At 65.8% G+C, this 13,714-nt stretch carries 17 protein-coding genes; 6 read left to right on the forward strand and 11 right to left on the reverse strand.

The genetic code is table 11. The features are described from left to right. The first annotated feature begins 2 nt into the window (after positions 1–2). From AC27VL_RS04315 to AC27VL_RS04325, 3 genes are all read left to right on the forward strand, one after another. Entirely contained in the window at positions 3–962 is a 960-nt protein-coding gene (locus AC27VL_RS04315) for an RHS repeat-associated core domain-containing protein (protein WP_205405030.1), read from the forward strand. A gap of 3 nt (positions 963–965) precedes the next feature. Next, complete coding sequence (locus AC27VL_RS04320) at positions 966–1,169, forward strand: hypothetical protein (protein WP_488765621.1); 204 nt, start codon at positions 966–968, stop codon at positions 1,167–1,169. Between the two features lie 124 nt (positions 1,170–1,293). Continuing rightward, on the forward strand, positions 1,294–1,590 hold the full coding sequence (locus AC27VL_RS04325) for a hypothetical protein (protein WP_488765622.1): 297 nt from the start codon (positions 1,294–1,296) through the stop codon (positions 1,588–1,590). 252 nt (positions 1,591–1,842) lie between these two features. Here the strand turns inward: AC27VL_RS04325 and AC27VL_RS04330 are convergent, their stop codons facing one another. The 5 genes from AC27VL_RS04330 to AC27VL_RS04350 all read right to left on the reverse strand — a co-directional run bounded on the left by AC27VL_RS04330 (position 1,843) and on the right by AC27VL_RS04350 (position 7,144). Beyond that, complete coding sequence (locus AC27VL_RS04330) at positions 1,843–3,099, reverse strand: cysteine desulfurase (RefSeq protein ID WP_488765624.1); 1,257 nt, start codon at positions 3,097–3,099, stop codon at positions 1,843–1,845. Beyond that, positions 3,096–4,358: a Fe-S cluster assembly protein SufD gene (gene sufD, locus AC27VL_RS04335; protein WP_488765625.1), complete on the reverse strand. Its 1,263-nt coding sequence runs from the start codon at positions 4,356–4,358 to the stop codon at positions 3,096–3,098. The genes AC27VL_RS04330 and sufD overlap by 4 nt, the downstream gene beginning before the upstream one ends. Next, complete coding sequence (sufC, locus tag AC27VL_RS04340; RefSeq protein ID WP_191077464.1) at positions 4,358–5,122, reverse strand: Fe-S cluster assembly ATPase SufC; 765 nt, start codon at positions 5,120–5,122, stop codon at positions 4,358–4,360. Before sufC ends, sufD begins: the two co-directional genes overlap by 1 nt. 73 nt (positions 5,123–5,195) lie before the next feature. Continuing rightward, positions 5,196–6,671 carry a Fe-S cluster assembly protein SufB gene (sufB, locus tag AC27VL_RS04345; protein ID WP_099819294.1) on the reverse strand — a complete coding sequence of 492 codons (1,476 nt, stop codon included), beginning with the start codon at positions 6,669–6,671 and terminating at the stop codon, positions 5,196–5,198. Between the two features lie 17 nt (positions 6,672–6,688). Further along, positions 6,689–7,144 (reverse strand): SUF system Fe-S cluster assembly regulator, encoded by a 456-nt coding sequence (locus AC27VL_RS04350; protein ID WP_025873978.1) that lies wholly within the window; start codon positions 7,142–7,144, stop codon positions 6,689–6,691. A 210-nt stretch (positions 7,145–7,354) separates the two neighbouring features. Here AC27VL_RS04350 and AC27VL_RS04355 point away from each other — a divergent pair, with 210 nt between their 5' ends. Further along, positions 7,355–7,822, forward strand: coding sequence for an SET domain-containing protein (locus tag AC27VL_RS04355; protein WP_089239376.1), 468 nt, complete (start codon positions 7,355–7,357; stop codon positions 7,820–7,822). A gap of 174 nt (positions 7,823–7,996) precedes the next feature. Continuing rightward, positions 7,997–8,539 (forward strand): type 1 glutamine amidotransferase domain-containing protein, encoded by a 543-nt coding sequence (locus tag AC27VL_RS04360; RefSeq protein WP_488765628.1) that lies wholly within the window; start codon positions 7,997–7,999, stop codon positions 8,537–8,539. A gap of 101 nt (positions 8,540–8,640) precedes the next feature. Here the strand turns inward: AC27VL_RS04360 and AC27VL_RS04365 are convergent, their stop codons facing one another. The 4 genes from AC27VL_RS04365 to AC27VL_RS04380 form a co-directional block, all read right to left on the reverse strand. Next, positions 8,641–9,237: a YceB family lipoprotein gene (locus AC27VL_RS04365; RefSeq protein ID WP_089239378.1), complete on the reverse strand. Its 597-nt coding sequence runs from the start codon at positions 9,235–9,237 to the stop codon at positions 8,641–8,643. 81 nt (positions 9,238–9,318) lie between these two features. Continuing rightward, entirely contained in the window at positions 9,319–9,861 is a 543-nt protein-coding gene (locus AC27VL_RS04370; protein ID WP_488765630.1) for a hypothetical protein, read from the reverse strand. A gap of 56 nt (positions 9,862–9,917) precedes the next feature. After that, the gene (locus AC27VL_RS04375) at positions 9,918–10,226 is read right to left on the reverse strand and encodes a DUF3861 family protein (RefSeq protein WP_089239382.1); all 309 of its coding nucleotides are present in this window, start codon (positions 10,224–10,226) and stop codon (positions 9,918–9,920) included. 292 nt (positions 10,227–10,518) lie between these two features. Next, the gene (locus AC27VL_RS04380; protein ID WP_089239384.1) at positions 10,519–10,920 is read right to left on the reverse strand and encodes an HU family DNA-binding protein; all 402 of its coding nucleotides are present in this window, start codon (positions 10,918–10,920) and stop codon (positions 10,519–10,521) included. Between the two features lie 370 nt (positions 10,921–11,290). Here AC27VL_RS04380 and AC27VL_RS04385 point away from each other — a divergent pair, with 370 nt between their 5' ends. Beyond that, entirely contained in the window at positions 11,291–11,722 is a 432-nt protein-coding gene (locus AC27VL_RS04385) for an OsmC family protein (protein ID WP_019659396.1), read from the forward strand. A gap of 81 nt (positions 11,723–11,803) precedes the next feature. On the opposite strand, the gene AC27VL_RS04390 is transcribed toward AC27VL_RS04385, so the two are convergent. Together AC27VL_RS04390 and AC27VL_RS04395 are read right to left on the reverse strand one after the other, a co-directional pair. Further along, positions 11,804–12,682: a PhzF family phenazine biosynthesis protein gene (locus AC27VL_RS04390; protein ID WP_100551768.1), complete on the reverse strand. Its 879-nt coding sequence runs from the start codon at positions 12,680–12,682 to the stop codon at positions 11,804–11,806. Positions 12,683–12,777: 95 nt separating this feature from the next. Beyond that, complete coding sequence (locus tag AC27VL_RS04395; RefSeq protein WP_488765631.1) at positions 12,778–13,650, reverse strand: PhzF family phenazine biosynthesis protein; 873 nt, start codon at positions 13,648–13,650, stop codon at positions 12,778–12,780. Positions 13,651–13,714 lie beyond the last annotated feature (64 nt).

The following is a 13,714-nucleotide window of genomic DNA, read 5'->3' on the forward strand; positions in this document are numbered from 1 at the left end:
CCATGAATGGACTCTCTTCGCTGTTGATTCAGGTGGTACTCGCGGTGGTGGTGCTGGCGGCCTGTATGGCGCCGGCTACCGCCCAGGAAGTGGTCGAGTACATCCACACTGACGCACTGGGGTCACCGGTGGCGATCACCGATGCCAGTGGAAATGTCATCGAGCGTACGGTGTACGAGCCGTATGGTGAGGTGGCTAACCGGCCGTTGAAAGATGGGCCGGGATACACGGGGCATGTGACGGACTCTGAGACCGGGCTGAGTTACATGCAGCAGCGGTACATGGATCCGGCGTTAGGGACTTTCCTGAGCGTTGACCCGGTAACGGTTGAAGGGGGCGATATGCGCCACTTGAGCCGCTACGCCTACGCTTACAACAACCCCTACAAGTTCACAGATCCGGATGGGCGCTGCCCCCAGTGCTTGTGGGGTGCGCCAATAGGCGCAGTTGTGAACATCGGTGTTCAAATGGCTATGGCGGAAGGGTCGGTGGGCGAAAGATTCTCCCAAGTAAAATGGGGGCAAGTTGCTGTCGCAACAGTGGCTGGCGCGCTAAGTGGTGGGGTAAGTGCCGTTGCAAGCACCGCTGCCACTACCGGTGGAACCATTGCTGCAAACGTGGTTGGAAATGCAGCCGTCGGTGCGGTTTCAGCCCAGGCAAATGCCCAACTTGAAGGTAAGACCGCTTCTGTATCCGAGGTTGCGAAGGGCGCCGCCTTGAGTGGAGGAACGGCTGGCTTAGGGGCGGCTGTTTCTGCAGCGCCTGGCGTAGCGGCCAGAAGTGCGAGTGCTGGAATGACACAGACTGAGCGAGCTGCGACAGGAAATCTGATGCAGGGTATAAAGGAGGCCACTCCTGGGTTTAAATACTCCAATCCCGTCCAAACAGCGGCCAATGCCGTCGGCGCGGCGGTCAGTTCATCAGGCGATCTGGAGCCACTTGTAAACGATAAGTTGAAGTAGGAAATGAAGAGTAAATTGATCCTGAAGGGCGTTGCCGTCTATTACGCAAAAGCTGCTGTTTTCACGATCGCCAGCTATGGGTTGCTGCGTCTCGTGTACGGGCATACAGGGATTTCATTCATTGAATGGGCGCTCATACTTCTGGCGGCGTTTACAGTGGGTTACATACCTATTTTCGTTGGCTTGCTACGCGGGAAGAGTTCCTAGCAGCCTTAATGCAGAAGCGGCAAGTCCGCCCAGTGTTTGCCGCCCTTTAAGGATACTCTGAACTATCATTTCGGTAGCGCCGGCCGCATGAGAGAAAATCACGGTACACGTTGAGAAGCTATCCATGCAGCTGACATTTGGTGATTCTGAGCGCCTGGGCAAGCGCAAGCGCAAGCAGACCCGGCGCGTGATCTGGACCGGCAAGATGCGGCGACGGACTATCTACTTCTCGGCGAAATCCATGCTCCGCTTGATGTCTGATTCCTACGGTTCCCCGGTACAATGCCACGTGCCGCTTTTGGGGAAGTGGCGCTGGATCTGGAAGACTGAAGTGACAGATGGCCCTTGGATGAATACTGTCCATGAGCCTGCAGCAATGCGCAGCGCTTGTACTTTTTCATGCTTGAAGGGCATGCGTTGATCGGGTGGACACGCAACCGCCGCCCGGGGGCTCATGTGGTGGCATGGACTGCAGCTTGCGAGACCAGGATCCTCCCCGGCCTACTGCCGCGGCAGACGTCACCGGATTGATCGCGGAGGTCTTGTCGCTGCACAGTGGCAGATCGGGCAGCTGACGTTTGCGGTCTTGGTGCTGCAGCTCGGCATAGTCAGCCGACAAAAAAACGCCACGGTGTCCCGTGGCGTTCGCAACTTTCCGGTTGTTACCGAGGCCTCACCCCAGCAACTTCCTTGCCTTCGTCAACGCGGTCATGAACCGCTCGATCTCTTCATGCGTGTTGTAGAACGCCAGCGAGGCACGGCAGGTCGCGGCCACGCCGTAGTACTGCAGCAGCGGATGCGCGCAGTGCTGGCCCGAACGCACGGCCACGCCTTCCAGATCCAGCAGCGTGGCGAGGTCGTGCGCGTGCGCGCCGTCGATCAGGAACGACACCACCGCTGCCTTTTCGGGTGCCTCGCCGATGATGCGCAGGCCATCGACCCGGCGCAGCTCTTCGGTGAAGTGCGCCAGCAGCTCGGCTTCGCGCGCTTCCACGTGGTCCAGACCGACGTTCTGCAGATAGTCCGCCGCCACGCCCAGGCCGATGAAGCCGGCGATGTTGGGGGTGCCGGCTTCGAACTTGTGCGGGGCATCGTTGAACACGGTGCCGTCGAAGCTGACTTCCTTGATCATCTCGCCGCCACCCAGGAACGGTGGCATCGCGTCCAGGTGCTCGCGACGCGCCCACAGCGCGCCGGTACCGGTCGGGCCGCACATCTTGTGGCCGGTGATGGCGTAGAAGTCGCAGCCGATCGCGGTGACATCGACCTTGCGGTGCGGTGCGGCCTGCGAGCCGTCGACCACGGTGACGATGCCGCGCTTGCGCGCTTCGCGACAGATCTCGCGCACCGGGTTGATGGTGCCGAGCACGTTGGAGACATGGGCCACGGCCAGCAGCTTGACCTCGGGGGTCATCGCCGCGCGCAGCGCGTCCAGGTCCAGCGCGCCGTCGGGAGTGATCTCGGCCACGCGGATGGTCGCGCCGGCGCGCTGGGCGACCAGCTGCCACGGCACGATGTTGGCGTGGTGCTCCATGCGCGAAACCAGGATCACGTCGCCGGCCTTCAGCCGCGGCAGGGCCCAGGAGTACGCAACGAGATTGATCGCGAAGGTGGTGCCGCTGCACAGCACCAGGTCGTTGCTGCGCACGTTGAGGAAACGGGCCAGCTTGTTGCGCGCGCCCTCGTAGGCGTCGGTGGCCTCGGTACCCAGCGCGTGCACCGCACGGCTGACGTTGGCGTTGTAGCGACGGTAGAACTCGTCCACTGCGCCGATCACCTGCACCGGCTTCTGGCCGGTGTTGGCGTTGTCGAAATAGACCAGCGGCTTGCCATGCACTTCGCGCATCAGCAGCGGGAAGTCCAGGCGCACGCGCGCCCAGTCGGGGGCGTCGGCGGGTGCTTCGATCGGTCGCGGGGTGGACAGGTTCATGCCACGCCCGCCTCGGCCAGTGCCTTGTCCAGCCGACGTGCCAGCTGCTCGCGCAGCGCTTCCGGCAGCACCTTCAGCGGCTCGTGGCAGAACGCGGCGCTCAGCAGCGCCTGCGCCTGGGCCTGCGGCAGGCCGCGCGAGCGCAGGTAGAACAGCGCGTTGGCGTCGAGCTGGCCGACGGTGGCACCGTGTGCGGCCTTCACTTCGTCGGCGTCGATCACCAGCGTCGGCTGGGTATCGATTTCGGCGTCGGCCGACAGCAGCAGATTCTTGTTGGACAGGTTGGCGTCGGTGCCATCGGCGCCGGCACGAATCTGGATGCCGCCATGGAACACCACGCGGCTGCGATTGGCCGCCACGCCACGCCACTGCAGCTCGGCGCTGGTGTCGCGGGCAATGTGGTCGATGCCCAGGCGGGTATCGACGTGGCGACGGCCGTTGCCGAGCAGCACGCCATTGGCGGTCAACTGGGCGTTGTCGCCTTCCAGACGCACGTTCAGTTCGTGGCGGCTGAGCGCTGCACCCAGTTCCAGGTCCACACGGTGGTACTGCGCGTCCTTGGCCAGCACCGCGTCGGTGCGCAGGAAGCTGGTCTGGCGCGCGCTGCCAGCCTGCACGCGGGCGTGCTTGAGCACGGCATCGCGGGCGACGTGGGCGTGCAGCACGGTGTTGTCCAGATGCGCCGAGTCACCCACGCTGAAGCGGTGCTCGACCACGCCCAGGCTGGCGCCCGCACGCAGTTCGATCAGGTGCCGGTGATGCCAGGCCAGGTCGGTGTCGCCGGCGACGCTGGCGAACACCAGCTGCAGCGGCACCTCGACCTGCACGCCGTCGTCCACGCGCAGCACCACGCCTTCATCGGCGAGGGCAGCGTTGAGGCGGGCGAATACTTCGTCACTGCGCTCATAGCGGCGGCCGAGGAAGCGCACGGCGTCCTCGCCAGCGGCCAGTGCGGAAGACAGCGTTTCCAGCTGCACGCCGGCCGGCAGGCCCTGCACGTCGCTCAGCGCGTCGTTGAGGCGGCCATTGACGAACACCAGGCGCGGCGTAGGGATGTCCTCCAGCACGGCGGCATCCAGCAGCGCCGGGGCCAACGGCGCGGCCGCAAAGCTGCGGCGCTCCAGCTGGCGCAGCGAGGTGTACTTCCAGCTTTCGCTGCGTGCGCCGGGCAGGCCGTCGCGCAGCACGCTGTCGAGCACTTCGCGGCGCGCATCGCTGCCGCAGAAGGCCTGGACCATGGAGTCGAGCAGGGCGCTCATCAGACTGCCGCCTCGGGCACGACCCGGTCCTTCAGGAAGTCATAGCCGTGCGCTTCCAGTTCCAGCGCCAGTTCCGGACCACCGCTCTTGACGATGCGGCCATCGGCCAGCACGTGCACTACGTCCGGCTTGATGTAGTCCAGCAGGCGCTGGTAGTGGGTGATGACCAGGAACGAGCGGTCGGTGCTGCGCAGTGCGTTGACGCCGTCGGCCACGCTCTTCAGCGCATCGATGTCCAGGCCCGAATCGGTTTCGTCCAGAATCGCCAGCTTCGGCTCGAGCACGGCCAGCTGGAAGATCTCGTTGCGCTTCTTCTCGCCACCGGAGAAGCCTTCGTTGACGCCACGGTGCAGCAGTTCGTCCTTCAGGTGCAGCACGGCCAGCTTCTGCCGAACCAGCTTGAGGAACTGCATGGAGTCGAGCTCTTCCTCGCCGCGCGCCTTGCGCTGGGCGTTGAGCGCGGCGCGCAGGAAGTAGGTGTTGTTCACGCCGGGGATTTCCACCGGGTACTGGAACGCCAGGAACAGGCCGGCAGCGGCGCGCGCTTCCGGGTCCTGGTCGAGCAGGTCGACGCCTTCGAACTGCACGCTGCCTTCGGTGACCTCATAGCCGTCACGGCCGGCCAGGACATTGCCCAGGGTGGACTTGCCGGCGCCGTTGGGGCCCATGATGGCGTGCACCTGGCCGGGCTTCACTTCCAGGGACAGGCCCTTGAGGATTTCCTTGTCGCCGATGCGGGCGTGGAGGTTTTCGATCTTCAGCATGGTGGGGGTTTCCGTGGTGCGGGCCGCGGCCCGCCGGTAAAAAGAATGCGTTGTGCGAGGGCAGGGCGGGCGATCAGCCCACCGAGCCTTCCAGCGAGACTTCCAGCAGCTTCTTGGCTTCCACCGCGAACTCCATCGGCAGTTCGCGGAACACCTGCTTGCAGAAGCCGTCGACGATCATCGACACCGCGTCTTCCTGGCTGATGCCACGGGCGCGGCAGTAGAACAGCTGGTCGTCGGAGATCTTCGAGGTGGTGGCCTCGTGCTCGACGGTGGCGCCCGGGTTCTTCACCTCGATGTAGGGGAAGGTGTGGGCGCCGCACTGCTTGCCGATCAGCAGCGAATCGCACTGGGTGTAGTTGCGCGCGCCGTCGGCATTGCGGTCGATCTTCACCAGGCCGCGGTAGGTGTTCTGGCCGCGGCCGGCGCTGATGCCCTTGCTGATGATCTTGCTCTTGGTGCGCTTGCCGACGTGGATCATCTTGGTGCCGGTGTCGGCCTGCTGGCGATGGTGGGTCAGCGCCACCGAGTGGAACTCACCGACCGAGTCGTCGCCCAGCAGCACGCAGGACGGATACTTCCAGGTGATCGCCGAGCCGGTCTCGACCTGGGTCCAGGTGACCTTGCTGCGCGCGCCACGGCATTCGGCACGCTTGGTGACGAAGTTGTAGATGCCGCCGACGCCGTTCTCATCGCCCGGGTACCAGTTCTGCACGGTGGAGTACTTGATCTCTGCATCGTCCAGCGTCACCAGCTCGACCACCGCGGCGTGCAGCTGGTTCTCATCGCGCATCGGCGCGGTGCAGCCTTCCAGGTAGGACACGTACGCCTTCTCTTCGCAGATGATCAGCGTGCGCTCGAACTGGCCGGTGTGGCCGGCGTTGATGCGGAAGTAGGTGCTCAGTTCCATCGGGCAGCGCACGCCCTTGGGGATGAACACGAAGCTGCCATCGGAGAACACCGCCGAATTGAGCGCGGCGAAGTAGTTGTCGCCGACCGGCACCACGGTGCCCAGGTACTGGCGCACCAGTTCCGGGTGTTCCTTGATGGCTTCGGACATCGAGCAGAAGATCACGCCCTTCTCGGCCAGCTCCTTGCGGAAGGTGGTACCGACGGAGACCGAATCGAACACCGCATCCACGGCCACGCCGGCCAGCTTGGCGCGTTCGTGCAGCGGCACGCCCAGCTTGTCGTAGGTGTCCAGCAGTTCCTTCGGCACGTCATCCAGCGAGGCGTACTTCGGGCCCTTCGGCGCGGAGTAGTAGCTGAGCGCCTGCAGGTCGATCGGGGCGATCTGCAGCTTGGCCCAGTTCGGCATCGGCATGGTCAGGAAGTGGCGGTAGGCGTCCAGGCGCCACTGCGTCATCCATTCCGGCTCTTCCTTCTTCGCCGACAGGGCGCGGATGGTGTCCTCGTCCAGGCCGGCGGGAAGGGAGTCCGACTCGATGTCCGTGATGAAGCCGGCCGAATACTTGCGGCCAAGCTGCTCGTGGATCTCGCGGTTGGGGGTGTCGTCGCTGGCGACGGTTTCGATGGTTTCGGTGGCCATGGGGGGCTGCCTACGGATCAGGAGACGACGTCGACAGCGATGGTGCGGCGCTGTTCTTCGTCGACAAGGGGAAGAGGGGGCAGGATCTGCGCCAGGCTGACATCGCGCAGGGCCTCGGAGACCACGTCGTTGATCAGCCGCCAGCTGCTGCGTGCGCCGCACTTGGGCGCCATGCCGCACTGGTGGTGATCGTGGCTGCACTCGGTCAGGGCCAACGGCCCTTCCATGGCTTCGACCACTTCAAACAGCGAGATCTCGATCGATGGACGGGTCAGCCGGTAGCCGCCGCGGACACCGCGCAGGCCTTCGACCAGGCCGGCCTGGGCCAGTGGCTTGAGCACCTTGCTGACGGTGGGCGGCTCCAGACCGGTGAATTCGGCCAGCTCGGTGGCACTGAGCACCTCGCCCGGACGGGCGGCGAGCACGGTCAGTACGACGGTGGCGTAATCGGTGAGCTTGGTGACGCGCAACATGGGATGCGAGTGGTTCTTAAAGCGGACTGAAATTGTACGCTTTTATTCGCCGGCATCCAACCCGGCCATTCAGCGGGCGCTTGGGGCCGGCTGCGGGTCGGCGGCCGAAGGCGGCCGACGGGGCGACATGCTGCGGCATGGGGGTGATTTTCGCAATCACCCGGAATGGGCGAGAATCAACGTTCCTTTCGCTGCAAACGTCTCTTGCCGATGCCCAAGAAGATCCAAGCCCGCAAGTCCGCCATCCACGGCAACGGTGTGTTTTCCGTGGCCCCGATCAAGCAGGGCGAGCGCGTGATCCAGTACAAGGGCCTGCTGCGCAGCCACGGCGATGTCGATGCCGATGACAGTGGCGATGTGGAAAGTGGCCATACCTTCCTGTTCACCCTCAACGACGACTGGGTGATCGATGCCAACTACAAGGGCAACGACGCGCGCTGGATCAACCACAGCTGCGACCCGAACTGCGAGGCGGTGATCGAGGAGAACGAGGACGGTGACAGCCGCGGCGACAAGGTGTTCATCGAGGCGCTGCGCGATATCAAGGCCGGCGAAGAGCTGACCTACAACTACGGCATCACCCTGGCCGAGCGGCATACGGCCAAGCTGAAGAAGATCTGGGAGTGCCGCTGCGGCTCACCCAAGTGCACCGGCACGATGCTGCAGCCCAAGCGCTGATCCGGTATAGCGCCGGGCGATGCCCGGCGAGCGCCAAGCGCGGGCGGAACCAGAAGCCGCCGGGCATGGCCCGGCGCTACCCGGGCGTTTCTGCACCTGCCGTGCACGGCCGGGTCACCGTCGTTCAATGCGCTTTCGCCCACCCTGTCCGCTCCCCCCTATCTGGAGCACGACATGGCACAGCGTCTTCGCGGCAAGCAGATCGCCATTCTCGCCACGCATGGTTTCGAGCAGTCTGAACTGATCGAGCCCAAGCACCTGCTGGAAGCGGAGGGCGCGCGCGTCAGCGTGGTGTCGCCGGCCAAAGAGGCCAGCATCAAGGGCTGGAAGGACAAGGACTGGGGTGATTCGGTCGCCGTGGATCAGCCGCTGGATGGCGCCGACGCCGGCCACTTCGATGCGCTGGTGCTGCCCGGTGGCGTGATCAATCCGGATATCCTGCGCACCAACGAAGCAGTACTGGATTTCATCCGCAGCATGGCCGAGGCCGGCAAGCCGGTGGCGGCGATCTGCCACGGCCCCTGGCTGCTGATCAACAGCGGGCTGGCGAAGGGGCACGAGGTAACCTCGTGGCCGTCGCTGCAGCAAGACCTGGCCAATGCCGGCGCGCGCTGGCGCGATGCGGAAGTGGTGGTGGACGGCAACCTGATCACCAGCCGCAAGCCCGCGGACATTCCGGCCTTCAGCGAGGCGGTGGTGAAAGCGCTGGCGGCGTGATGTTGTGATGCGGTAGCGCCGGGCCATGCCCGGCGAGCGCGAAGCGCGGAAATGGCAGAAGCCGCCGGGCATGGCCCGGCGCTACCGTATCTGGCGGGGGCTTATTTGCCGAGCACGCCGGCCGGCACCAGGTTGCCCAGGTTCTGGTTGAAGGTCACCACCAGCTTGCCGTTCTTCACCTGCGCCGACTGCACCTGCAGGGCACCGAGCAGGCCGGCCACGGCCGGGTCCAGCTTGTAGATCGGTTCGCGCTGGGCGTAGTCGCTCAGCCATGCGTTCAGCAGGCCGCGGGTGCGCGAGTCGAGACGGCCGCCCTGGTTGGCCGGGGTGAAATCATCCACGGTCGGCTGCTGCAGGTGGAAGCCCTGGGTCTGCGCGTCATAGCGCAGGCCGCTGCTGAGCTTCACGGTACCCAGCTTGGCCGGGTTGCCGCCCGCAGTGGCCAGCGCCACGTCCATGCCCAGGTTCAATCGTTCGCCTGCCGGCAGGCTCAGCTGCGGGTGGCTCATGGTCAGTGCGATCAGGCCGCCCAGTGCGTCCTGGGTGCGCGGGAAGCTGCCGTCCAGGTACTGCTGCACGTCGCTGGCGCCGACCGCCAGTTCACGACCGGAGATCGAAGGGGCGGCCTGCGCACCGATCGCGGCAGCAATCAGCACGGTTGAGGCGGCAAGGCGGGTCATCAGGGAACGCAGGCGCATGGCGGTGACCGGAAGAAGGATCGAAGAGGCCTACAGAGTAGCTTTGCCCGCTGAATCGCGGGTACACACCGCTGCAACGGTTCAGTCCAGCGTTGGCTGCAGGCTGGCCGACTGGATCTGCCAGGCGCGGCCGTCGGCGCTGGGCCGTACGCGGTACCAGCCGTGGTAGCGGAAGGTTCCGCTGGCGGTCACCGCGCGGATCTTCACCGGCACTTCCAGCAGGCGCGGTGGCTGCGCATCGTCGCGTGGCAGCGCCACATCACTGTCCAGGCGCAGGTTGCGCACGTCGGGCAGCAGGCGCAGTACGGCGTCGTCAGCATGACGCGGGTCGGCCGGGGCATAGGTCCACGCCGCGTCGCTGCGCGCCTTGTTCTGGTTGAGCAGATCAAGCATGTAGCGGTTGAGCATCGCCGCGGGCGATTCGCTGCCGATGGCAACGGCGCCATACAGCGGGTCGATGGCGATCGCGTCGACGGCAGCTGCCTCCGATGCCGCCTTCGTCGTTGGCACGGCAGGGGGGGGTGCAGCGGGGGCCGAGTCCGACGTGGTGGAGTCGGCTGGAGGGGTCGGGTTGGAACACCCCACCGCAAGCAACGGGATCAGCAGGTAAAGAGAACCGCGCATGTCTGCCTCCTCCCCGAGGCGACCTGGAAGGCGGCAGTGTAGCGGCCGGGGCCGACTCAGCGCGAAGAGGGAAGCTGCTCCAGCGCATCCAATGCCGGCAGCACCTGTGCGGAAATCGCTGCCAGTGCATGGCCGTCGGTGTCTGCATGGCGCTGCACGATGTCACGCAGCAGCTGGGTGGCCACCACCAGCGTGGCACGTTCGTCGCCGCTCAGGCCTGCCGTGCGCGGGGCTGATTCCAGCAGGCGCATCAGGTCGCGGCTGGCACGGTGTTCCAGTTCGATGGTGCAGCGCCCGGTGCACTGGTGCCCGTCCTTTTCGATCGGGGTCACCGAGATCCGGTAGCGGGTGGAGGGGCTGGCCATGGGGGTGCTCGCGCTGGTGGGGAGGAATGTGTCCACCATAGGCAAGGCATTGGCCGTCGGCGATGGCCGGGGCTGCACGCAGTGTTCCACCCGGTTCGTTCCTGCACTGGAAAAACAGCGGCGCGGCCATGGGCGGCGGGCCTGTGCGGGTGATTGCGTGGGCGCGGGAAACGCTGTGTTGCGGGGTCGCAGAGTAGAGCATCCACGCGTGGCGTGGATCTACTGGAGAGCAGAGCAAAAAAAACGGGACGGCCAAGGCCGTCCCGTCAGGTATCCGCTGCAGGGCGCGCGCTTAGAGCGCAGCGTCCTTGAGCTTCTTCAGCGGGCGAACCTTGAGCTTGGTGGTGGCCGGCTTGGCGGCGAACCACTGCTCTTCCTTGGTGAACGGGTTGATGCCCTTGCGCTTCGGCTTGGCTGCCACATTGACGGTGCTGATCTTCAGCAGGCCCGGCAGGGTGAACGAGCCTGCGCCCTTCTTGTGCACCGAAGCGGCGACAGCGCCTTCCAGCGAGGCCAGCACAGCGCGGACGTCCTTGGCGACAACGCCGGAGACTTCAGCGATGTGTGCAACCAGGCCCGACTTGGTCAGCACTTCCTTGATCGGCTTCGGAGCGGCCGGCTTGGCGGCGGCAGCCTTCGTCGCGACTTTCTTCACTGCCTTCTTCGGGGCAGCCTTCTTAGCGGTCTTTGCCATGGTTTCCTGTTCCGTGAACGGTTGGTTGTTTGGTCGGCGCCGAACCCCGTCGGCAAGCGCAATGTAGGGCAACTCTTGGGCGCCGCCAATAGCCTGGAGCGCTGAAAGTGCATGTTTTTTCATATCCAGGCCGATTCAGTACATGGCCGGTCGTGCGGGAAATGGGTGTCGTGGTGCACTGCACCGCAGTGTCCGTGTTTGCGGTCGTGTTGGCGAAATGACTGAAAACAAGGGAAAAATCGCCGGGTTGGTGGCGAAGAAGTGTCCACTCGCTGGCTCGGGACAGGCGCGGCGCATGCGGCGGAGCGACGCAGGGCTAACGTGGTGCGTGCCAGGGTATCGGTTCATCGCAGCCACAACGGAGCAGGACATGGGAATCTCGCGACACGCTACCGCGCATTGGGAAGGCGACCTGAAGTCGGGCAAGGGCCAGTTGAGCACGCCACAGAGCGGCCTGCTGGACAAAACCCGCTATGGCTTCAACAGCCGTTTCGGTGATGAAAAGGGCACCAATCCCGAAGAGCTGATCGCCGCCGCGCACGCCGGTTGTTTCACCATGGCGCTGTCGGCCAAGCTGGGCGAAGCCGGTTTCACCCCGACCTCGCTGGATACCGAAGCCAAGGTCGACCTGTCGATGGAAGGCGGCCCGCAGCTGTCGCAGATCCGGCTGAAAGTGAAGGCGGTGGTGCCAGGAATCGATGCGACGCAATTCCGCGCGATCGCCGATGACGCCAAGCAGAACTGCCCGGTTTCCAAGGCACTGAGCGCAGTGCCGATCAGTCTGGAAGCCGAGCTGGGCTGAGAAGGTGGTAGCGCCGGGCCATGCCCGGCGAGCGCAGCGGAAAGACGCCGGGCATGGCCCGGCGCTACCTCGTACGGGCAGTCACCAGTCGATGGTGCCGGAAATCACCGTCTGCACCTGGCCACCGGACCAGACCTCGCCGTCTTCGTCGACCAGCAGGGTCAGGCGCGCATCGTGGCCGACTTCGCGGCCTTGGCTGACTTCGAAGGGCTGGCGGCCGCGCGGCAGGGCATCACGCAGATCCAGCCAGGCCGCCAGTACGGCGTTGGCCGCGCCCGAAGCGGCATCCTCGAAGCGGCGTCCATTGCCGACGAAGGCGCGTACGGCCAGGTCGTAACCGTCGCTGCCATCGGCAAAGGCATAGGCGAACACACCCATGCTGTCGGTCGATTCAGCCAGCGTGGCGATCGCGTCCCAATCGGGGCGCAGGGCGCGCAACGCGGCTTCGTCCGCAACCTGCACGACCCACCAGCTTCGACCGCCCTGCATGCGCGCAGGTGGCAGCGTACCCAGCGGCCAGCCCTGCAGGGCGGGCTGCAGGCGCGGATCGTCGGCAACCGCGGTCTCGGCCAGCTGTGCACGCGGCGTACGGATCGCGATGCGCTGCTGGGCGCCTTCGCCGGTCACGCGCAGTGGCAACGCCCCGGCGATCCCGTCCTGCACCAGTACTCCGTCAACCGGCACGGCGATGCCTGCCTGCAGCACCGCGTGGGCAGTGCCGACGCTGGGATGGCCCGCGAACGGCACTTCCTTCTGCGGGCTGAACATGCGCAGCCGATAGCTGCTGCCGGGCGCCTGTGGCGGGAACACGAAGGTGGTTTCGGGCAGGCGGGTCCAGCGGGCGATGGCCTGCATTGCCGCATCGTCCAGGCCTTCGGCATCGAGCACGACAGCCAGCGGATTGCCGGCGCCCGGGCGCGGGGAAAACACATCCAGCTGCAGGAAACGGCGTGCGGACATCAGGCGGGAACTCCAGGAAACAGGCCGCATAGGGTAGCGCGGGGCCATGCCCCCGCGAGCGCGCAGCGCGGCAGGCCGGCGGGCGTGGCCCGGCGCTACCAGCGGATGTGGCCGTCGATCACCGGCTGCACCTGGCCACCGATCCATACCGTGCCCTGCGCATCGACGGTGACCTGGACGCGGCCGTCGCGGCCGACCTCGCGGCCCTGGCTGGCCATGTAGCTCCCGTTCTTGCCGGGCAGGGCATTGCGCTGCCGCAGCCAGGCGCCGATCAGCGCGTTGACGCTGCCGGTCACCGGATCCTCGGGCACGTTGGGCGCATCCGCAGGGCAGAACGCACGCACCACCAGATCATGATCGGCACCGGGTTCGAGCGCGAACACGGCTACGCCGAGCGCATCGGTGGCCATGCTCCAGTCGCGCAGGGCCGCCATGTCCGGTAGCAGCGTGCGTACGGCCTCGGCATCGCGCAACGGCAGCAGCCACCAGCGCGGGCCGTTTTCCCAGAGTTCGGCGCCCTGGCCCTCGGCGATGACGGCGCGCAGCGCTTCCGGGACGGCGCCCGATGCTGTCGGCAGCAGGCGCGCCGCTGGGCTGGCCAGCCGGATGGTGGGCGCGTTGGCCGGGCCGGTGATCTGCACCGGCAGGAGGCCGGCCGCGCACTGCTGTACCAGGGCCCCGTCGCGTGGCTGCACCAGGCCGCAGGTGACCGCGGCCCAGGCGGCACCCACGCTGGGATGGCCGGCAAAGGGCAGCTCGCTGGCGGGGGTGAAGATGCGGACGTGGTAGTCGGCGCCGGCAGCGGTGGGGCGCAGGAAGAACACGGTCTCGGACAGGTTCAGCCAGGCGGCCAGGGCCTGCATGCTCTCGGTTGACAGCCCATCCGCGTCGAACACGACACCGAGCGGGTTGCCGGTACCGGGGTGGTGGGCGAAGACATCGAGCTGCAGGTAGCGGTAGGCGGTCATTGACGGGTGTATTGGGCTTAGAATCGAAGGTTCCGCCCCCAAGGGCGGCTTCCCCACATTACAC

The organism is Stenotrophomonas sp. 14P6.2.3 (assembly GCF_057799055.1).